The following is a 16,739-nucleotide window of genomic DNA, read 5'->3' as shown; positions in this document are numbered from 1 at the left end:
GGTAATCTGGATTTCCTCTTTGCTTATTTCCGCGCTGCGGACTCTTTTTCACATCCATCTATGCCCAAGTTCCATTACATCGCCCTCGATCAGAACGGTCAGGAGACTACCGGAGATCTCGACGCCGCCTCAGAAGCCGACGCCTACAATCAGCTCCGCGCTGGCGGCCTGTATCCCACACAGGTAGCCGCCGAAGGCGCAGGTGCCGCTGCGGCAATCAAAAAGAAGGCCAAGTCCACGAAGGGTAAGGAAAAAGTCGTCCGCGTGGGTGCCAATGCCCGCGTGAAGGGCAAGGTGCTGATGATATTCACCCGACAGCTCGCCACACTGATCGATTCCGGCTTGCCTCTCCTGCGTGGACTCACCGTGCTAGGCCGCCAGGAGCCCATCCCCGTGATGAAGGCCACGATCAATACGCTGGCAGAAAATGTGCAGACCGGCAGCACCTTCTCCGAAAGCCTCCAGCAATACCCGCGCATCTTTAATAAGCTTTATGTGAACATGGTGAAGGCCGGGGAGCTCGGTGGTGTGCTCGAACTCGTCCTCAACCGTCTAGCAGAATACCAAGAAAAAGCGCAGAAGCTCAAAAACAAGATCGTCGCGGCGATGGTGTATCCCATCATCGTGATGTGCATCGCAGCAGGCATCATGGTCTTCCTCATGCTGGTCATCGTGCCGCGCTTTGAGACCATTTTCGAGGACATGCTCGGCTCAAAGGACAAGCTGCCAGAACTGACCAAAATCGTCATCGGTTTCAGCCGCTGGATGTATGAGTACATCTTCCACATCTCAGCAGTGCTGATCGCCATCTTCCTTCTGTGGCGTGCCATGGCTGCCACAAAGGGTGGTCGCCGCTGGATCGATAGCATGAAGCTGAAATTGCCACTCTTTGGCGATGTCCAGCGCAAGACGGCCATTTCCCGCTTCACCCGCACACTGGGCACACTTGTGACCTCTGGCGTGCCGATCCTCCAGGCTCTCAATATTACGCGTGATACAGCAGGCAACGTCGTCGTGTCTGACGCTATTGCCAAAGTGCATGACGCCGTCAAAGAAGGTGAATCCATGGTCGCTCCGCTGGAAGGTAGTGGCGTTTTCCCGCCCATGGTGATCTCCATGGTGGACGTGGGCGAGGAAACCGGCCAGCTCCCCGAGATGCTTCTGAAAATCGCTGATGTGTATGAAGACGAGGTGGATAACTCCGTTTCCGCACTTACTTCAATGCTGGAGCCTCTCATGATCGTCGTGCTGGCGCTGGTCGTCGGCGTGATCGTGCTGGCTCTCTTCCTCCCACTCATCGACGTGATCAAGAACCTCAGCGGTGGTGGCGGCGGCTAGCCCTACAGAAATCAGGTAGGTGGCGTTTGACTCATTGGATTTGAACGCCGCCCCCACCTGAAATGACGAACACCCACTAACCCCAGGATGAACATTACCATGAAAATCCGTGTTTCTTCACGCACCAACTCCGGCTTCACCCTTGCGGAAATGATGATCGTCATCTCGATCATCATGGTCCTCGCAGCGCTAACCATTGGCGGCTACAATTATGCCATGAAGGGCTCTAAACGCCGAACTACTGAGGCCACCATGACCGCAGTGGAGTCCACCCTCGAAGAGTATCTGGACAAATATGGTGAATATCCAGAGCCAGCCTCGACGGATGAGACCTATGAAGTGCGGCCAGGAAAAACCTTCACAGTAGGTGGAGCCAAATGCCTCTACCAAGCATTGCGCGGAGATGGATTTGACGCCATCAAAGGTGGTGAAAATAGCGCCGCAGAAGGCGCCAGCCCTCAATCTGATGGGAATTTCACCACAGAGGAAATCTCGCAAGTGCTATTTAAAGACATGCCACCAGCCATGTGGCGCAAAATCGGAGAGAGCTACATGATCATTGACGCCTTCAACAACCCATTCCAGTACATCAAAGCTGCCGTGGCTGTGGGAGGAGTTGCACCTGAGCCTCTCACGATCAATTCCACTTACGACCTCTGGTCCTATGCAGATGATGAGCAAAACACGACAATGCGTTCTCTGGATACACAGGACAGCCCAACATCAGCCAACAAGTGGATTAAAAACTGGTAAAACAGCCACTTGGCAGTCAGGTCTTCATGATTCATGAGTGAACCATGCCTATCAGTCTTTGTATCGCCTCCATTCTGGCCCTATTCACCAGCTTCTGGGCGCTAAATGTCGCACGAGATCCGCGCGTTTGGCGTCTTTGGTGGATGGATCTGCTCGGAGTGCTCGATGTCGATACAGATCCGCGAGGTGCGGCGTGTACAGGAATTACAGATGTCCATTGTCTGTTACATTCTCTTTGTCTTGCTGCTTGCGACCAGCCTCAGTGGCATTTTTTGGACGATCGATCTAGTTCGTGAGCAAAGACGAGAAAAAACCCGCTTTGAACGTGAAGTTGAACTCAACCGTGACGAAATCGACAAGGTGCAAGGGCAGCCCCAGCGGCTAAAGCGCTAATTAGCGTGCCACGTAGTCGAGGACGCAGACCTTATCGAGCAGCGGTTTCAGCTTCGAAACAAAGACTTGGTGCTCAGCATGTGGCAAATAAGCCTCTAAACCTGCCTTGTCGGCAAAAGTAACCAAAAAGCAGTGAGTGAAGCCATCAGCGAGCCCCTCAGGGCTGACATTGGTCCCCCACTCAAAAGCTTTCACGGTTTCAATCTTTTTGGCCAACTCTCCAAAGGCTTTCTCAATCCCCTGCACCTGCTCAGCCGTAGCGCCTTCCTTGAATTTAAAAAAGACGACATGGCGATAAGGTGCCTCGGCGGCAGCGACATTGGAAATCATCATAACGGTAAGAGCTAGAAGGGTGAAAAATCGGTTTCGCATCATTCGGTAGTCAAAGACAGGGAAAATCGAACGTCAAGACAGAGAGCAGCTCGCACGCAAAGAAGTTGCCTCGTGACTCCGACAGTGCTCCGTAAAGATCGCTTCACCTTATCCATCTTCATCTTATGAGCCATTGGGACCGATTTCAGAAATACTTCATCCGCTATACCTCTCTGGGATTCTCCATCGACATTAGTCGCATGAACTTTGAGGAAGGATTTTTCACCAAAATGGCTGGGAAAATCGATCTCGCTTTTAAAGAGATGAAAGAGCTAGAAGCAGGCGCAATCGCCAATCCCGATGAAAATCGCATGGTCGGCCACTACTGGCTGCGCAACTCAAAAATCGCCCCAGATGCTGCAATCCGCCAAGAAATCGATTCGACGCTGGAAGCCGCACTGAACTTCGCCTCAGCGGTGCATGCCGGATCAATTCACGCTGCAAACGGCAAGAAATTCTCCCGTGTTCTTGTCGTTGGCATCGGCGGCTCTGCCCTGGGGCCACAACTCGTGGCGCAGGCTGTCGCCCCAGTGAATCCACCGCTAGCAATTAGCTTCTTTGACAATACGGACCCCGATGGCATGGACCGAGTCCTCGCGGAAATCGGCAACGAATTAGCCACTACACTCACACTGGTCGTATCAAAATCTGGCGGAACCAAAGAGACTCGTAACGGGATGCTGGAAGCTGCTGCCGCTTATCAAAAAGCCGGCATCGACTTTGCAAAGCACACAGTGGCAATCACGGGGCTCGGCAGTGAACTCGATAAACATGCCCTGTCGCAGGGTTGGCTAACCCGTTTCCCCATGTGGGACTGGGTAGGCGGCCGCACCAGCGTGATGAGCACCGTCGGCACCATCGCCGCCGCACTCCAGGGTGTCGATGTGCGCGGTCTTCTCGATGGTGCAGCGGCTATGGATGCAGAGACACGTGGGCGCCCTGCTCGTGAAAACGCCGCGATGTTACTCGCCCTCATGTGGCACCACGCAGGTGGCGGTAAAGGGCTCAAGGACATGGTCGTGCTGCCCTACAAAGATAGGCTCGTGCTCTTCAGCAAATACCTCCAGCAACTCGTCATGGAAAGCCTGGGCAAAGAACACGATCTCTCCGGTTCCGTGGTCAATCAAGGTATCGCCGTCTATGGGAATAAAGGTAGCACGGACCAGCATGCCTATGTGCAACAACTCCGCGACGGTGTGAATAACTTTTTCGCCACTTTTATTGAGGTGCGGAAGTCCCGAGACACAGCGAGTATCGAAGTCGAGCCAGGTTTCACCAGCGGAGACTATTTACAGGGATTCCTGCGTGGAACTCGCCAGGCTCTTGCTGAAAAGGGCCGGGAAAGCATCACCCTCACCATCGATGAAGTCAGCGCCCGCACCTTGGGGATGCTGATCGCGCTATTCGAACGTGCCGTCGGATTCTATGCCAGTCTGATTCACGTAAACGCCTACCACCAGCCTGGGGTGGAGGCCGGGAAAAAGGCCGCCACGGTGTTTTTGCAGCAGCTGAGCTCCGTCCGTGCAGTCTTGCGCAGCGTTAATGAGCCGCTCACAGCCGCCGATGTAGCGAAACGGCTCTCCATTGATCCTGAAGATGCATGGCACATGCTCTCCCACCTTGCTGCCAACGGCGGTTGCCGTGTAGCGGAGCTAGGTGGCGGCGCAGCAGAGGACCGATTCATCCAGGAATGACAATTCTATGATTGCATGAGCACGACGCGCCATCTAATCCTCGCACCCGCATAGCTACCGCATGGACACCTCCAAGTATCCGATTGAACTTCAAATCGCCGTCATTGTCCTGACGGCTCTATTCCTTTGGACGTTCAGCATCGCACGCGAACCCCGTGGATGGCGTAGGCTCTTCCAATCCATGTTTTCCAAATCGGAAAATTTTTCCGTTAACAAAAACAAGGTGATCGATGAGTCCCTCAAGCGCTACGGTATTTTCATTGCCATGGCCATTCTGGTGGCTGATGTGGTCTGTGTCGTTCTCATGGTCACACACCCTCTTCGGCATCGTTTCGACGGTAGGGACGCCAAGGAAGTGCAAGAACTCATGATGCAGCAAAGTGAGATCAGCAAAATCAACGGGAATAATCCTGACGCTGCCCGTGTCGCTATTCCCATGACCAAATAACTTCTGACCCCAAAATCGTTTCCGACACCCTATTCACCTCTGAGTTAGGTGGCAAGGCGTTCAGCAGATCACCTACCTTCTGCGATCTGCCGGGCAGTACCAAATTAGGCCGGATATCGGCCAAGGGCTGAAGCACAAAGCGCCGCTCATGCAGTCGGGGGTGCGGAATGGTGAGTATTTCATCGGCGATTTGGAGCCCCCCTGCATAGAGAATGTCTAAATCCAAGGTGCGGGGTGCATTCCTACCCCTCTTTTCGGGCCGCCCCAGGTCATTCTCGATTCGTTTGAGGTGGCTGTGCAACTCGTGTGGTTCCAACGCCGTCTCGATTTCGATTACAGAATTCAAAAACGACTCTGCCTCTGGACCACAATCCACAGGGGCTGTTTCGTAAACTGGAGCCTGGGCTGTGACTTTAGCAGGCAAACGCTCCAGCAGAAGCGCAACTCCACGTTGGAGATTTTCCAGACGTGAACCCAGATTTGAGCCGAGAGCAATACCGTAGAGCATAAGCAAGAGAATGATAGAAACGAGAACCAGTGACAACCGCAGCGTACAGCACGGTAATTTCCTCTCGCCAATGAGAAGCCATTGCGCTACTACCAAAAGCCTTTTCCGAGCCTTTTCACCCCTACTCGCGCCATGTCCGATTCAGCCACTTTTGACTCTCCGTTCGGCGGCAACGCCTCCTCCTCCACTCTCGACCCCTTTCAATCCGCCAAAGCCAGCGCACTAAAAGCGGCTGAGGAGCTGCGACAAGCCGCCTCTCAAAAGGCTGGCGAGCTCCGCGGAGTCGCCCAAGAGCGTGTCCAGCATCTACGCGAATCAGCCTCCTCCACGGCCGCTGATTTAAAGGAAAAGACCGAAGAGTTCCGCCAAATCGCGGATGAGCGCCTGAAAGAAGCTGGAGACCGCCTGGCCGAATTGCGGGCCGAAGCGGAAAACTTCGCCCGTGAAAAGCCGGTCCAAGCCCTCGCCACTGCCTTCGGAGCAGGCTTGCTACTCGGGCTCATCCTCCGCCGCTGATTCAATTCTCCTTTTGAATTTTACAAGGTCACGCTGAGACATGGAAAACGGCCTCCCAGCCCCATCGCAGCCTCCCCCTCGTTCCCGCGCGGGTGGTTTTCTGCGGGCTTTAGCTCTCTACATTGAGGCACGCGGTCGTTTACTTCAAATCGAAGGCCAAGAGGCAGCTACTCGTGTCTCATCGGTCAGTGGGCATTTTGTACTCACCCTTGGCAGCCTCATTATCGGCTGGATGCTCGCCACCCCAGCTCTCATCTGGATCATCGCGGAAAAATTTGGCTGGCACTGGTCTAGGGTAGCCTTGGGCGGAGCCGCACTCCACCTTGTCATTGGATTTTTGCTTCTTTTTCTGCTCAAGCTGCGCTTCTCACGCCTGCGCTTCTTTGAAGAAACCTTCAACCAACTCCGCCGCGATCGCGAATGGCTCAGCAGCACCAACGACTGACCTCTCTCACGCCAAAGCAGGTGGTGCTTCGCGATCTGGAAATCGCACGGGCCGAACTAGCTCGTGGCACCACGCTCTTAGCAGATGAGTGGAGCCCTAAAGCCGTCATGACGCGTAGCTTTGCCAAGCATCGCATGCTTTGGATCGGCGGTGCCGCTGTCGCTGGACTCACTGCACTGAAGTTTCTTCTACCCGCAGGGTCACACGATTCGGACAGAGATTCCTTTGAAGCGGATCACAAGGAAATCGCTACCCCAGGAGTCCTCAGCCTACTGAAACTGCCACTCATGCTCTTTGGCAAAAAAGCTGTCCTTAACTACGGCCTCAGTCTTGTACAAACTTGGTTAGGCCACCATAAAGCATCACCTTCGAACGACTCCGACCCTACCGTAGTCTAGTCACCCTTCTCATCGCTTTTTCCCTTCATTCATGTCTGACCAAGCCCCCCCTCCAGAGGAACTCATCGCCACGCTCGACAGCGTGGATGCCTACTTACAGTTTTGCATGCAGTATGACGCATCGGATCTGCATCTCGCTACTGGCTCGCAGCCCACTTGGCGTCGCTATGGCAATCTACAGCCCATTTGGAACAATGCTGCCATTTTGACCCCAGAGGACACCAAACGGCTCGCTCACGGCTTCCTCACCGAAAATCAGAAAACCATGCTCCATGACCGTGGAGACGTCGATTTCGCCTATTCGCCCGGTTATGGCCGTTTTCGCTCCTCCGTCGTCAATCAGCGCCTCGGCATCGACATGGTTTTCCGTGTCATCAAGACCCAAGTAAGCAGCATCGAGCAACTCGGCCTGCCAGAGACCGTCCGCACCTTGATCCGTTATCACAACGGCCTCGTCCTCGTCACCGGCCCCGTCGGCTGTGGTAAATCCACCACCCTCGCCGCCCTTGTCGATGCCATCAACGCCGAGCGCCAGGATCACATCATCACCCTGGAAGACCCCATTGAATTCGTCATCCCACCAAAAGGCTGTCACGTCAATCAGCGTGAGGTCCATTCCCATACCGCCTCATTCGCCGCAGCTCTCCGCGGTGCCCTCCGTGAAGACCCTGATGTGATCATGGTCGGTGAAATGCGTGACCTTGAGACCATCCAGCTCGCCATCACCGCTGCAGAAACGGGCCACTTAGTTCTCGGCACCCTGCACACCGGTAGTTCCGCACGCACACTCGACCGTGTGCTTGACGTCTTCCCCATCGATCAGCGTGAGCAAATCCGCATCATGGTCAGTGAATCCCTCCGTGGCATTCTTTCCCAGCAGCTCGTGCCAAAAATCGACGGCACAGGCCGCGTTATGGCACTCGAAGTCCTCGTCAACACTCCTGCCGTGTCCAACTGCATTCGCGAAGGCAAAACCTTCATGCTCGGCGGCGTCATGCAGACCGGGAAAAACGTCGGCATGGTCACCATGGACGACTCCCTGCGCAATCTCTACTCCCAGGGTCTCATCTCCCGCGAGGAATGTGAATCCCGTGCCGAAGACAAAATCCTTATGAGGAAGTATTTCGAGTCCTAACCGCCACGATCAAAGGGCATCACAGCCCCCATCTTCTCACATTCCCAGTTTTCCGTCCCTAGACCACTGTTTCTTCGCCCCATGCCACAAATCGACAACTTCTTCCGCACGCTCATCGAACTCGGCGGCTCCGACTTGCACCTCAGTCAGGGACAGCCCCCCAAAGTCCGCGTCCACGGCAGCATCAAGCCCATCGCCGAAGAGATTCTCTCTGGCGAAGCCATGGAGATCATGATGAAAGAAATCTGCGACCCAAAAGCATGGGCGAAATACGTCGAGCGAGGCGATCTCGACTTCGCTTACGAAATGGACGCCGATAATCGCTTCCGTTGCAACTACCTCAAGCAGCAGCACGGCCTCGCCTGCGTCTTCCGTATCATTCCGACCAAAATCGCCTCACTCGAGCAGCTCAATATTCCGCCCATCGTCAAAGAATTCGGCCACATGCGCAGCGGACTCGTCCTCGTCACCGGCCCCACAGGCTCTGGTAAGTCCACCACACTCGCCGCCCTACTCGACTACATCAATACCAACTTCCGCCGCCACATCATCACGATCGAGGAGCCCATCGAGTTCGTCCATCGGAACAAAAAAAGCATCATCACCCAGCGTGAAGTGCCCATCCAGACACCATCCTTCGCTGACGGACTCCGTGCCGCCCTCCGTGAGGATGCTGACATCGTCCTCGTCGGTGAAATGCGTGACTTGGAGACCATCTCCCTCGCTTTGACAGCGGCAGAGACTGGCCTCCTCGTCTTCGGCACTCTCCACACCAACAATGCCCGCAAAACCGTGGACCGTATCATCGACGTCTTCCCCAGCGATCAGCAGAGTCAGGTCCGCACCATGCTTGCTGCGTCCCTGCGCGGTGTCGTCGCCCAGCTCCTCATGAAGCGGCATGATGGCGGCGGCCGCTGCGCCGTGAATGAAATCATGATCTCCAACTCCGCCGTTGGGGCCATCATCCGTGAAGGTGCCACACAAAAGCTCTACGACGTCATCATCGGCGGCAAGGCGCAGGGCATGCAGTTCATGGACGATGCCATCTGGCAAAAACTCCGCGACGGCTACGTCTCCCCAATGGAGGCCTACATGAAATCCATCGACAAACAGCGCTTCAAAAACTTCCTCCCACCCGAGGAAGCAGAGATCGCCAACGCAGGCGGCGGCGAAGCCAACAAGTAACCGCAAAATACGCAATCCTCGATCAACACCGAGTCTGGCTCGCTGTTGTGAGCAGCTGACACCCAGTATTTGGCTCAAGTCATCGCCTTCACGTGTGAAATGGGCTGCCAAAGCTCATTTCCTAGCCACTTTAGCTCACTACTCTAAGCAACGCAGAAAACCGTGAGGAAAGCGGCAACACCGAGACACTTGCAAGTTCGATGGAGGATTTCTTGATTCGACTTAGAGCTGCAAATCCTCTCACACCTCCATCAACGCCTCCAGCCGCTTAACACTCACAGGCTGTGATGTTCCGAGTTCTTGGGCGAAGATTTGGACGCGATACTCTTCAAAGAGCCAGCGGAAGGTCTCGTGGTTGGCTCTGGGGACTTCTAGGGGCCAATTCGCGAAGTCGGTGATGAGCTGCTGCTTGTCGGTGTCTTTGGCGGGGTTGTTCATCCAGCGTTCGTTGCGGACTTGGATGGCTTTTAGGAAGCGCGGCAGGTGGTGAAGTTGCTCATGCGGGGTTTTTAATAGTAGATCCGGTGGAACGAGGCGCTGCAAATCGGCTTCGAGGCCTGGATAGCGTTTCGGCAGGGCGAGGAGCTTGCTGCGGGCATCCTGGACCTGCGCGTGAAGTGCCCGCATGCGATGCACGACTGCTGGTAGATCCCGACGAAAGGTCTCTGCGAGGTTCTGAAAGCGTTTTTCCGTGAGCGGAAAGAGCGGCGTGAGTCGCAGCAGGTGCGCCAGGATGTGCTCGCGGGCTTGATCGCCGAGGCTGTTCGATGTGGGAGCGGATTGAAGCTGTCCGAGAGCACCAAAGTGATTCGCCGAGGGCGCTTTGGTGGCTGGACCGAAGGTGCGCAGCTCCTTCACCAGCCACGCGATGTCTTTGGCCAGAAGGTTCTCCGCGAGGTGCCGAATCGCCTCTGGAGTCGCCTTGACGGCTTCGGCCTTGGTTTTGAAAAGGCGGATATCGACTTCGTTTTCGCGCAAAACGAGCGCTGGATAGCCGAAGACCTGCGCGTGGCCGATTTGCTCGACGAGGATGCTTTCGGGCAGATCGCCGAAGCTCCAGCTTTGTAGGGCAAAACGCTCGAATTTCGGCAAAAGACGGTCCCAGGCGTCTGTGCGGCGATGGGCCTCTTTTTCGACTTCGGCGTGCAGCGTGCTCAGATCGCGGCTGGAAGCGACGACGGTGTTTTTCTTCGTGTCGTGGAGCTCGATGCGTGGCTGCAAATGCGCGGGGATGCTGCCGGGAGCCCAATCGCTGGCCTGGATTCGGATGCGGTAGCGATTGGAGATGAAGGCGGCCATTGCGCTGAGGAAGTCGCCCGTGCCGGGATCGAACTCGGCGGCGATCTCGCGTGCCTTGGGGTCGATGGGCATCAAATCGCGGCGAATGGACTTCGGCAGCGCACGCAGCAGCGTGGCGGCGATTTCTTCCCTCATGCCGGGCACCATCCACTGCACCTGGCCGGTGGTGAGATGGCCCGCGAGCTGCACGGGCACCTTCACCGTGACGCCGTCGTGCTCCTGGCCGGGTTTGTAGTTGTAGGTGATGGGAATGACGCTGTTGGCGAGCGAGACCTGATCCGGGAACTGCTGCAAATCGGCCTCGAAGTCCTCGCCTCCGGCCAAATCGGCCTCGGTGGCACAAAGGAAGCGCGGCTCAGTTTCTGTGCGCTCTTTGACGACGCGATTGAGGTCGTGGATCGACGAGACGTTCTTCAAACGGGCATCGTAATAGCGAAACAGCCGCTCTTCGACCGCATACACGCGGTTGCTGCGGACTCGCGTGAGCATGGTCTCAATTTTTTGCCGCAGGGCGTTGTTCTGCGCGTAGAAGCGTAGCGTGATCGCACTGTCCTGGTGCTCGACGAGCGCACCACGGATGAAAAGCTGCGTCGCAGCGACGGGATCGACCTTGATGAAGTCGATGCTGCGCCGTGTGATCTCCAAGCCATGCAGCATCACCTTTTCCACGCAGGTCACGCGGCCAGCTTTTTCGTTCCAGTGCGGCTCGCTATGCTTGTAGGTGCAAAGATGCGCACCCAGCTCCGCGATCCAGTCAGGCTGCACCTTCGCCACGGTGCGGGCAAAGAGCTGCGAGGTTTGCACGATCTCCCCGGCGACGATCCACGCGGGTTGTTTGGCTTTGTCCTGGCCGGGTTTCGGTTTTGCGTTCTTTTCGCGGCGTTCGTAAAGGTTTGAGCCTGGAAAGATCATCACCTCGCGGTTTCCAGAGGTCTTGTAGAGGTTCCTGTCTTCTTTGACGGCGATATGGCCTAGCTGCGCAACGAGGATGCTGCGATGGATACCCTCTTGGACTTTTTGATTTAAACCACCGAGATCACGGAGAGACACAGAGGTTTGCTTTTCAGAACTCTGTGCTCCTCTGTGATCTCTGTGGTTGTTCAAATCGCCTGCGAAAAGATCACAAAGCTGCCTCCAGACATCCCGCCACTCCTGCATGCGGGTGAAGGAGAGGAAATTGGCTTTGCAGAACTTCCTCAGCGCATTGGCGGAGCCATCGGGCGCGGCTTGCCAGATTTTGAGCAGGCTCAAAAAGTCGGAGTCGGGCGAGGCGAAGGCTTTGTGGGCGGCATTGGCGAGTTCCTTCTTCTCTTCGGGGCGCTCACGCGGATCAGGGATGCTGAGGCCACTGGCGATGATGAGCATCTCTGGCAAAACTTTTTCCACCCGTGCCTGCATGAGCATACGTCCGAGTGTGGGATCGAGCGGGAGTTTCGCGAGCTCACGTCCGAGCGGCGTGAGCTCGTGAGTGTCACTCAGGCTGCCGAGCTCGTGAAGAAGGTCATAACCGGCTCGAATGGCGGCGCTGCTGGGCGGATTGATGAAGGGGAAATCTTCGATCTCACCGAGCTTGAAGGCTTTCATGCGCAGGATGACCTCGGCGAGGTTTGCCCGCTGGATTTCTGGCATGGTGAAGCGGTCCCGCTTCTCAAAATCATCCTGTTCGTAAAGGCGGATGCACAAACCATCTCGCACACGTCCTGCACGGCCCGCACGCTGGTTCGCGCTACTTTGCGATACGGCCTCCACCGGCAGGCGCTTCGTCCGCGTGCGTGGATTGTAGCGGCTCATACGGGCGAGGCCTGTATCCACCACCACGGCGATGCGCGGGATGGTGATGGAGGTTTCCGCGACATTCGTGGCGATGACGACGCGTCTTTTCCGCCCCGGCTCAAACACGCGCTGCTGCTCCGCAGAGGCCATGCGGCCAAAAAGGGCTAAAACCTCGAATTCGCGACCGAGGCGGCCATCGAGCAAATCCCGCGTGTCGCGGATGTCTCGCTCGGTGGGCATGAAAACGAGCACATCGCCGTCATTCGTCTCGATCAGCGCATTTTCGACGGCGGCCACCGCACCGTCGATGAAGCCGAAATCGTCTTCTTCGGTCACGAGCGGCATGTAGCGTATCTCGACGGGGAAAGTGCGTCCTGAAACCTCGATGATCGGCGCACCGCCAAAGGCCTGCGAGAAGGCCTCCGTGTCGATGGTAGCCGAGGTGACGATCAATTTCAGATCGGGCCGCTTTTTGAGCAACCCGACGAGATAGCCGAGCAGGAAGTCGATATTCAGCGATCGCTCGTGTGCTTCATCCAGTATGAGCACCGAGTAGGCCCGCAGCATCGGGTCGCTCTGGATCTCCGCGAGCAGGATGCCGTCCGTCATGAACTTCACGCGGGTCTCGCGGCTGGTGTCGTCACTGAAGCGCATCTTGCAGCCCACCTCGCGGCCCCACGCCACGCCAAGCTCTTCCGCGACACGTTTGGAGACGCTCATCGCCGCCACGCGACGCGGCTGCGTGCAGCCGATGGTGCCCTGAAAGTCACCGAGTGCCTCCAGGCACATTTTCGGGAGCTGCGTGGTCTTTCCAGAGCCCGTTTCCCCCGCAAGGATGAGCACCTGATGCCGCTGAATCGTCGCAACGATCTCCTCACGGCGTGCCGTGATGGGAAGGTCGTCTGGGTAGCGGATGCGAAACATGGGGCGCGGATGCTACACGCGATTCGCAATGCGCCAAGGCCAAGAGCCTGAGTAACAGCCGCTCATATCGAACTTGCACGCATTCTTTCAGAATGGAAGATGTGCAATCAAGCAAGCATAGCCCTAACTGCATAACCGATAATAACTATGTTCAACGAGACTCTCCTCTCCCTTACTTGGTGGCTAGAAAAAATGCGCTGGCTCAAAGAAAACAAAGGCGTCGGCATTCTAGCGCTGTTAGCCTTTGTTTTAATTTCCCTACTGCTGCGCTTTCAAGCCGAGGTGTTTGAGTGGCTGTATTTTACATCAAAGCACACCCAGCAAGAACAGCTCTTCTTGCTACAGCGCTATTTGGTTTAATCATAAGTTGGACAGCATTTCTATATCGGACTCTTTGGCTGAAAACATTACATGAAGCCAACAGATTGCCTGACTTTGAGAACGCATTAAAGGAAGCGCGAGAAAAGATCTCCCAGTTTGAAAAATCACAAAAGCCTACAGATCCAATTTCCCAGTATTCGATGAGGCGAATTATCACATATTTAGTGAATGCTTCTGAAGCCACTCATGAAGACATTATCAAGGAGGTAGGAGTGCATGATGGGCAGGCAAACGCTGATATCAGATCACTTTGGCTAGACTATGGTTTTCTGAATCGATCCACGGTAGCCGGAAAACACACTTACAAGCTCACAAAGCTTGCAGAAGATTATGTATCTAAGTTCAACATTCCCACTGTGAATCGAGATACAATAAAAAATGCGGACCAAGACTACTGATGCCCAAGAATATACAATTTAAACACGGTTTTGTTTTCACTGTGTTAAGGTCCTTGGCCCATTCTTCCCAGGCGGATGAAAGGAGATGTCGAGACCAGTTTTGCGGAAAGCTTTTTTCACGTCGTCGGCGAGTTGGGCGTAGGTGCGGTCGCGGAGTAGGTGGGATTTCATGTGGGGGATGCTTTCTTGTTCGTTGCGGAGGCCTTCGATGGCGCGGAGCCAGGCGATGATGTGGGCGGCGTCGCCTTTGTCATCGAGGTGGTAGAAGTAGTAGGTGAGGAGGCCGGCGGAGACGTAGTTGTCGGCGGCGATGCCGTCTTTGGCGAGGGCGGCGGCCCATGTGCCGGGGTCGATGGTGATGAGCTCTTCGAGATCGACCATGGTGTAGGCTTTGCCGCCTGCGCCGCCGCGGCTCTGCACGTATTCACGCATGAGGCGATCAAGGCCGAGGAGGCTAAATTTGCCGTTGCTGTTGTATTCGAGCATCTCGGTGTATTCGGCGGCTCCTTCGGTGTACCAGGTGGGGATGACGGGGAGCCAGTGATTCATCATCTGATGGGTGATCTCGTGGATGAGGACGGCGTTGTCGGAGGCGTTGGGGTTGTTTTCGAGGGTGACGCGGCTGCCGACCATGCGGACGCCGAGGCTGGAGAGCGGGACCATGAGGGCTTTTTTGCCGCTGGTATAGACGCCAGCGGAGCCTTCCATGCCGCCGGCGTCCATGTAGTCGGCTTTTTCGGTGAAGAGGCGGGCCTGGAAGATCTCGCGTAGGCGCTCGGGGGTGGGCTTGAGGTCGAGGGGGAGGACGCAGTTGAGCTGGTAGGTGGCTTCAAAGAGGCGTCCGAATTCGCGGACGACATTGGCTCCGAGCTTGGAGTCGCAGACGAATTCGTAATGGGGGCTGCGGTAGATGAATTCGTGCTTCGCTTCGTCCTCGGTGACGGTGATGATCTCTGGTTTGTCATCGAGGGAGACGGTGCGCGGCCATTCTTTGGAGACTGGGACCGTGGTGGGCGCGGATGGGGCTGCGGCCTGTGCTTTGACGTAAGTCTGATCTTCGGCACTGAGGCGTGCGAGGGGGATGTCAAAGGTGCTGCCGTTGGCGAGGCGGACTTTGACGCTGTCTGCGGTGGCGCTGAGGAGGATGGCTTCGATTTTGCGCCCGTCGGTGCTGGTCCAGGTGCGTGCGGCGGTGGTCTGGGCGCAGAGTTGGCCGATCCAAAGTAAGCTGAGGAGGAGCTGAAGAGGCTTCATGAAGTAGAAAGGGGGCTTTGCGTCGGAAGGGTAATTTTTAACCGCTGATATGACGCTGACGAGACGCTCATGCAGAATCCTTTTATCAGCGTCAAATTAGCGACCTGTTAGCGGTTCAACATGTCTTCGTGTCGCTGTAGGAGTGCACGTATCGGGCGGATGCGGGCTCACACAGAGCGCGGTGGCTTGCCCTGGGGGACGAGTTTGGTGTTTTTGGATGGGATACGGGCTCCGGCTTTGATCCAGTCGTGGATGATCTGGGCTTCTTCTTTGGAGACGGCGTGGCCGGTGGGGGGCATGGCTCCAGGGGCTGTATCTGGTAAGGTCATGACTTGGTAGAAGCGGCTGACTTGTGGCTTTTCGGGGACGATCCAGCCGCCGGTGATGAGGTTCTCGATGCCGCGGGTGCTTTGGATGGGCGGCATGGTGGAGAGGCGGTTGTCGCCGTGGCAGTGGACGCAGTTGCGCTCTAGGACACCACGGGCGGGGGTAAAGGCTGTTTCTGCGCTGGTGAGGAGGCCGACGGAGGAGAGGGCATTTTTGGTTTTCGTCGAGCAAGCACCGAGGAGGAGGGCGAGGCCGAGTGTGGTGGCGCAAAGGGTGGATTTCATCGGGATGGGGAGGATTGGTGGAATGGATGGGAAATCACTCACGCAGGGTGAAGGTTACGCGGACGAGGCCAGAGACTTCCTCACGACTGCGGGTGACGCCACAGCCGAGAAGTCGCTCGATCATTTCGCATTCGAGCTCGTCCACGATGTCGTGGGCCTCGAGCAGCTCACGCAGCGGCTGATGATGCTCGACGAGGGAGATGGCCCCAGTGGATTCATCCTGCACGACGCTGGAGATGCAGCCATCGGAGCAGCGGAGGCGTGCGAGGGCCTTTGCGCGGATGAGGAGGGACTCGGTGCGGTCGATTTTTGGGGAAAGGGCATCGCTTTTCGCCTGAAACCAGGTGTAGAGCAGCTTGGCGGCGGCTGTTTCTCCATAAACACGCTGAGCGGCACCGAGGAGGTCGAGCGCGAGCGACATGCCCGTGTCGTCAAAAATGGGATCGAGCTTGTGGGTGATGCGGTAGAGCTTTTCGGGCCTGCCGGAGGGCTTTGGGCGGCGGAAGGTATCGAGCATGCCTTTTCCGACGAGGTCGTCGCAGTGCTGTTTGACGCCCATGTAGCTCATTTTCATCCGTGTGCTCAGCTCCCCGACGGACATGCCGGAGGAGCGTTTGAGGTGGTGGAGAATGTCCAGCACGGGTGTGTGGAGCATCTCACGCAGGAGCGGAAGGAGCATGGAGGGGATGCTAGGCGGATTTTGGGAAACTGGCAACGGCAGGCACGATTTGGCAAAGCTCTTGCATTTCTCCGTGATACCGCTAAAAAAGCCGCGTCCGCCCAGGATGATGAACGCCGGTGTGGTGAAATTGGTAGACGCGCTAGACTCAAAATCTTGTTCCTTCGGGAGTGTCGGTTCGAGTCCGACCACCGGTACCATCATCTGGAGGGCGGGGCAGTGATCCCGCCCTCCC

The 16,739-nt window shown here is 56.3% G+C and carries 17 protein-coding genes and 1 tRNA gene; 12 read left to right on the top strand and 6 right to left on the bottom strand.

Annotated elements, in window-relative coordinates:
• Positions 1–60 precede the first annotated feature (60 nt).
• The 3 genes from IPK32_18215 to IPK32_18205 all read left to right on the top strand — a co-directional run bounded on the left by IPK32_18215 (position 61) and on the right by IPK32_18205 (position 2,484).
• Positions 61–1,338, top strand: coding sequence for a type II secretion system F family protein (locus tag IPK32_18215; protein ID MBK8093852.1), 1,278 nt, complete (start codon positions 61–63; stop codon positions 1,336–1,338).
• 150 nt (positions 1,339–1,488) lie between these two features.
• Positions 1,489–2,091, top strand: a complete 603-nt coding sequence (locus tag IPK32_18210; protein ID MBK8093851.1) for a hypothetical protein — start codon at positions 1,489–1,491, stop codon at positions 2,089–2,091.
• A 105-nt stretch (positions 2,092–2,196) separates the two neighbouring features.
• A complete protein-coding gene (locus IPK32_18205; protein ID MBK8093850.1) occupies positions 2,197–2,484 on the top strand; it encodes a hypothetical protein in 288 nt (95 codons plus the stop codon).
• Here IPK32_18205 and IPK32_18200 read toward each other — a convergent pair whose 3' ends face one another.
• On the bottom strand, positions 2,485–2,856 hold the full coding sequence (locus IPK32_18200; protein MBK8093849.1) for a Dabb family protein: 372 nt from the start codon (positions 2,854–2,856) through the stop codon (positions 2,485–2,487).
• 125 nt (positions 2,857–2,981) lie between these two features.
• Between IPK32_18200 and IPK32_18195 the strand changes: the two genes are divergently transcribed.
• Together IPK32_18195 and IPK32_18190 are read left to right on the top strand one after the other, a co-directional pair.
• Positions 2,982–4,550, top strand: a complete 1,569-nt coding sequence (locus tag IPK32_18195; GenBank protein MBK8093848.1) for a glucose-6-phosphate isomerase — start codon at positions 2,982–2,984, stop codon at positions 4,548–4,550.
• 61 nt (positions 4,551–4,611) lie between these two features.
• Complete coding sequence (locus IPK32_18190) at positions 4,612–4,998, top strand: hypothetical protein (GenBank protein ID MBK8093847.1); 387 nt, start codon at positions 4,612–4,614, stop codon at positions 4,996–4,998.
• Here the strand turns inward: IPK32_18190 and folK are convergent.
• Positions 4,979–5,506 carry a 2-amino-4-hydroxy-6-hydroxymethyldihydropteridine diphosphokinase gene (folK, locus tag IPK32_18185; protein MBK8093846.1) on the bottom strand — a complete coding sequence of 176 codons (528 nt, stop codon included), beginning with the start codon at positions 5,504–5,506 and terminating at the stop codon, positions 4,979–4,981. The two genes, IPK32_18190 and folK, sit on opposite strands and share 20 nt — an antisense overlap.
• Before the next feature lie 132 nt (positions 5,507–5,638).
• Between folK and IPK32_18180 the strand changes: the two genes are divergently transcribed.
• The 5 genes from IPK32_18180 (at position 5,639) to IPK32_18160 (ending at position 9,185) form a co-directional block, all read left to right on the top strand.
• A complete protein-coding gene (locus IPK32_18180; protein MBK8093845.1) occupies positions 5,639–6,022 on the top strand; it encodes a hypothetical protein in 384 nt (127 codons plus the stop codon).
• Between the two features lie 40 nt (positions 6,023–6,062).
• A complete protein-coding gene (locus IPK32_18175; GenBank protein MBK8093844.1) occupies positions 6,063–6,467 on the top strand; it encodes a phage holin family protein in 405 nt (134 codons plus the stop codon).
• Positions 6,443–6,865 (top strand): hypothetical protein, encoded by a 423-nt coding sequence (locus IPK32_18170; GenBank protein ID MBK8093843.1) that lies wholly within the window; start codon positions 6,443–6,445, stop codon positions 6,863–6,865. Before IPK32_18175 ends, IPK32_18170 begins: the two co-directional genes overlap by 25 nt.
• Before the next feature lie 31 nt (positions 6,866–6,896).
• Positions 6,897–8,000 carry a type IV pilus twitching motility protein PilT gene (locus IPK32_18165; protein MBK8093842.1) on the top strand — a complete coding sequence of 368 codons (1,104 nt, stop codon included), beginning with the start codon at positions 6,897–6,899 and terminating at the stop codon, positions 7,998–8,000.
• Between the two features lie 81 nt (positions 8,001–8,081).
• Entirely contained in the window at positions 8,082–9,185 is a 1,104-nt protein-coding gene (locus IPK32_18160; protein ID MBK8093841.1) for a type IV pilus twitching motility protein PilT, read from the top strand.
• Positions 9,186–9,425: 240 nt separating this feature from the next.
• Here the strand turns inward: IPK32_18160 and hrpA are convergent, their stop codons facing one another.
• Positions 9,426–13,181, bottom strand: coding sequence for an ATP-dependent RNA helicase HrpA (hrpA, locus tag IPK32_18155; GenBank protein ID MBK8093840.1), 3,756 nt, complete (start codon positions 13,179–13,181; stop codon positions 9,426–9,428).
• Between the two features lie 290 nt (positions 13,182–13,471).
• Between hrpA and IPK32_18150 the strand changes: the two genes are divergently transcribed.
• Positions 13,472–13,960 (top strand): hypothetical protein, encoded by a 489-nt coding sequence (locus IPK32_18150; protein ID MBK8093839.1) that lies wholly within the window; start codon positions 13,472–13,474, stop codon positions 13,958–13,960.
• A 36-nt stretch (positions 13,961–13,996) separates the two neighbouring features.
• Here the strand turns inward: IPK32_18150 and IPK32_18145 are convergent, their stop codons facing one another.
• From IPK32_18145 to IPK32_18135, 3 genes are all read right to left on the bottom strand, one after another.
• Positions 13,997–15,214, bottom strand: a complete 1,218-nt coding sequence (locus IPK32_18145; protein ID MBK8093838.1) for a hypothetical protein — start codon at positions 15,212–15,214, stop codon at positions 13,997–13,999.
• Between the two features lie 167 nt (positions 15,215–15,381).
• Positions 15,382–15,825 (bottom strand): hypothetical protein, encoded by a 444-nt coding sequence (locus IPK32_18140; protein ID MBK8093837.1) that lies wholly within the window; start codon positions 15,823–15,825, stop codon positions 15,382–15,384.
• 34 nt (positions 15,826–15,859) lie between these two features.
• Positions 15,860–16,504 (bottom strand): hypothetical protein, encoded by a 645-nt coding sequence (locus tag IPK32_18135; GenBank protein ID MBK8093836.1) that lies wholly within the window; start codon positions 16,502–16,504, stop codon positions 15,860–15,862.
• A gap of 115 nt (positions 16,505–16,619) precedes the next feature.
• On the opposite strand from IPK32_18135, the gene IPK32_18130 reads away from it, so the two are divergent.
• Positions 16,620–16,704: transfer RNA gene (locus IPK32_18130), tRNA-Leu, on the top strand.
• The last annotated feature ends 35 nt before the right edge of the window (positions 16,705–16,739 follow it).

The organism is Verrucomicrobiaceae bacterium (assembly GCA_016713035.1).
Lineage (GTDB): Bacteria > Verrucomicrobiota > Verrucomicrobiia > Verrucomicrobiales > Verrucomicrobiaceae > Prosthecobacter.
This window is presented reverse-complemented; position numbering and strand designations above follow the sequence as displayed.

What these genes read in the sequence shown, in the direction of transcription:
- IPK32_18190 (MBK8093847.1), top strand. Translation starts at nt 4,612, where the DNA reads ATGGACACCTCCAAGTATCCGATTGAACTTCAAATCGCCGTCATTGTC.
- IPK32_18180 (MBK8093845.1), top strand. Translation starts at nt 5,639, where the DNA reads ATGTCCGATTCAGCCACTTTTGACTCTCCGTTCGGCGGCAACGCCTCC.
- IPK32_18215 (MBK8093852.1), top strand. Translation starts at nt 61, where the DNA reads ATGCCCAAGTTCCATTACATCGCCCTCGATCAGAACGGTCAGGAGACT.
- IPK32_18170 (MBK8093843.1), top strand. Translation starts at nt 6,443, where the DNA reads ATGGCTCAGCAGCACCAACGACTGACCTCTCTCACGCCAAAGCAGGTG.
- IPK32_18160 (MBK8093841.1), top strand. Translation starts at nt 8,082, where the DNA reads ATGCCACAAATCGACAACTTCTTCCGCACGCTCATCGAACTCGGCGGC.
- hrpA (MBK8093840.1), bottom strand. Translation starts at nt 13,181, where the DNA reads ATGTTTCGCATCCGCTACCCAGACGACCTTCCCATCACGGCACGCCGT.
- IPK32_18210 (MBK8093851.1), top strand. Translation starts at nt 1,489, where the DNA reads ATGATGATCGTCATCTCGATCATCATGGTCCTCGCAGCGCTAACCATT.
- IPK32_18145 (MBK8093838.1), bottom strand. Translation starts at nt 15,214, where the DNA reads ATGAAGCCTCTTCAGCTCCTCCTCAGCTTACTTTGGATCGGCCAACTC.
- IPK32_18140 (MBK8093837.1), bottom strand. Translation starts at nt 15,825, where the DNA reads ATGAAATCCACCCTTTGCGCCACCACACTCGGCCTCGCCCTCCTCCTC.
- IPK32_18135 (MBK8093836.1), bottom strand. Translation starts at nt 16,504, where the DNA reads ATGCTCCTTCCGCTCCTGCGTGAGATGCTCCACACACCCGTGCTGGAC.
- folK (MBK8093846.1), bottom strand. Translation starts at nt 5,506, where the DNA reads ATGCTCTACGGTATTGCTCTCGGCTCAAATCTGGGTTCACGTCTGGAA.
- IPK32_18205 (MBK8093850.1), top strand. Translation starts at nt 2,197, where the DNA reads ATGTCGCACGAGATCCGCGCGTTTGGCGTCTTTGGTGGATGGATCTGC.
- IPK32_18175 (MBK8093844.1), top strand. Translation starts at nt 6,063, where the DNA reads ATGGAAAACGGCCTCCCAGCCCCATCGCAGCCTCCCCCTCGTTCCCGC.
- IPK32_18165 (MBK8093842.1), top strand. Translation starts at nt 6,897, where the DNA reads ATGTCTGACCAAGCCCCCCCTCCAGAGGAACTCATCGCCACGCTCGAC.
- IPK32_18195 (MBK8093848.1), top strand. Translation starts at nt 2,982, where the DNA reads ATGAGCCATTGGGACCGATTTCAGAAATACTTCATCCGCTATACCTCT.
- IPK32_18200 (MBK8093849.1), bottom strand. Translation starts at nt 2,856, where the DNA reads ATGCGAAACCGATTTTTCACCCTTCTAGCTCTTACCGTTATGATGATT.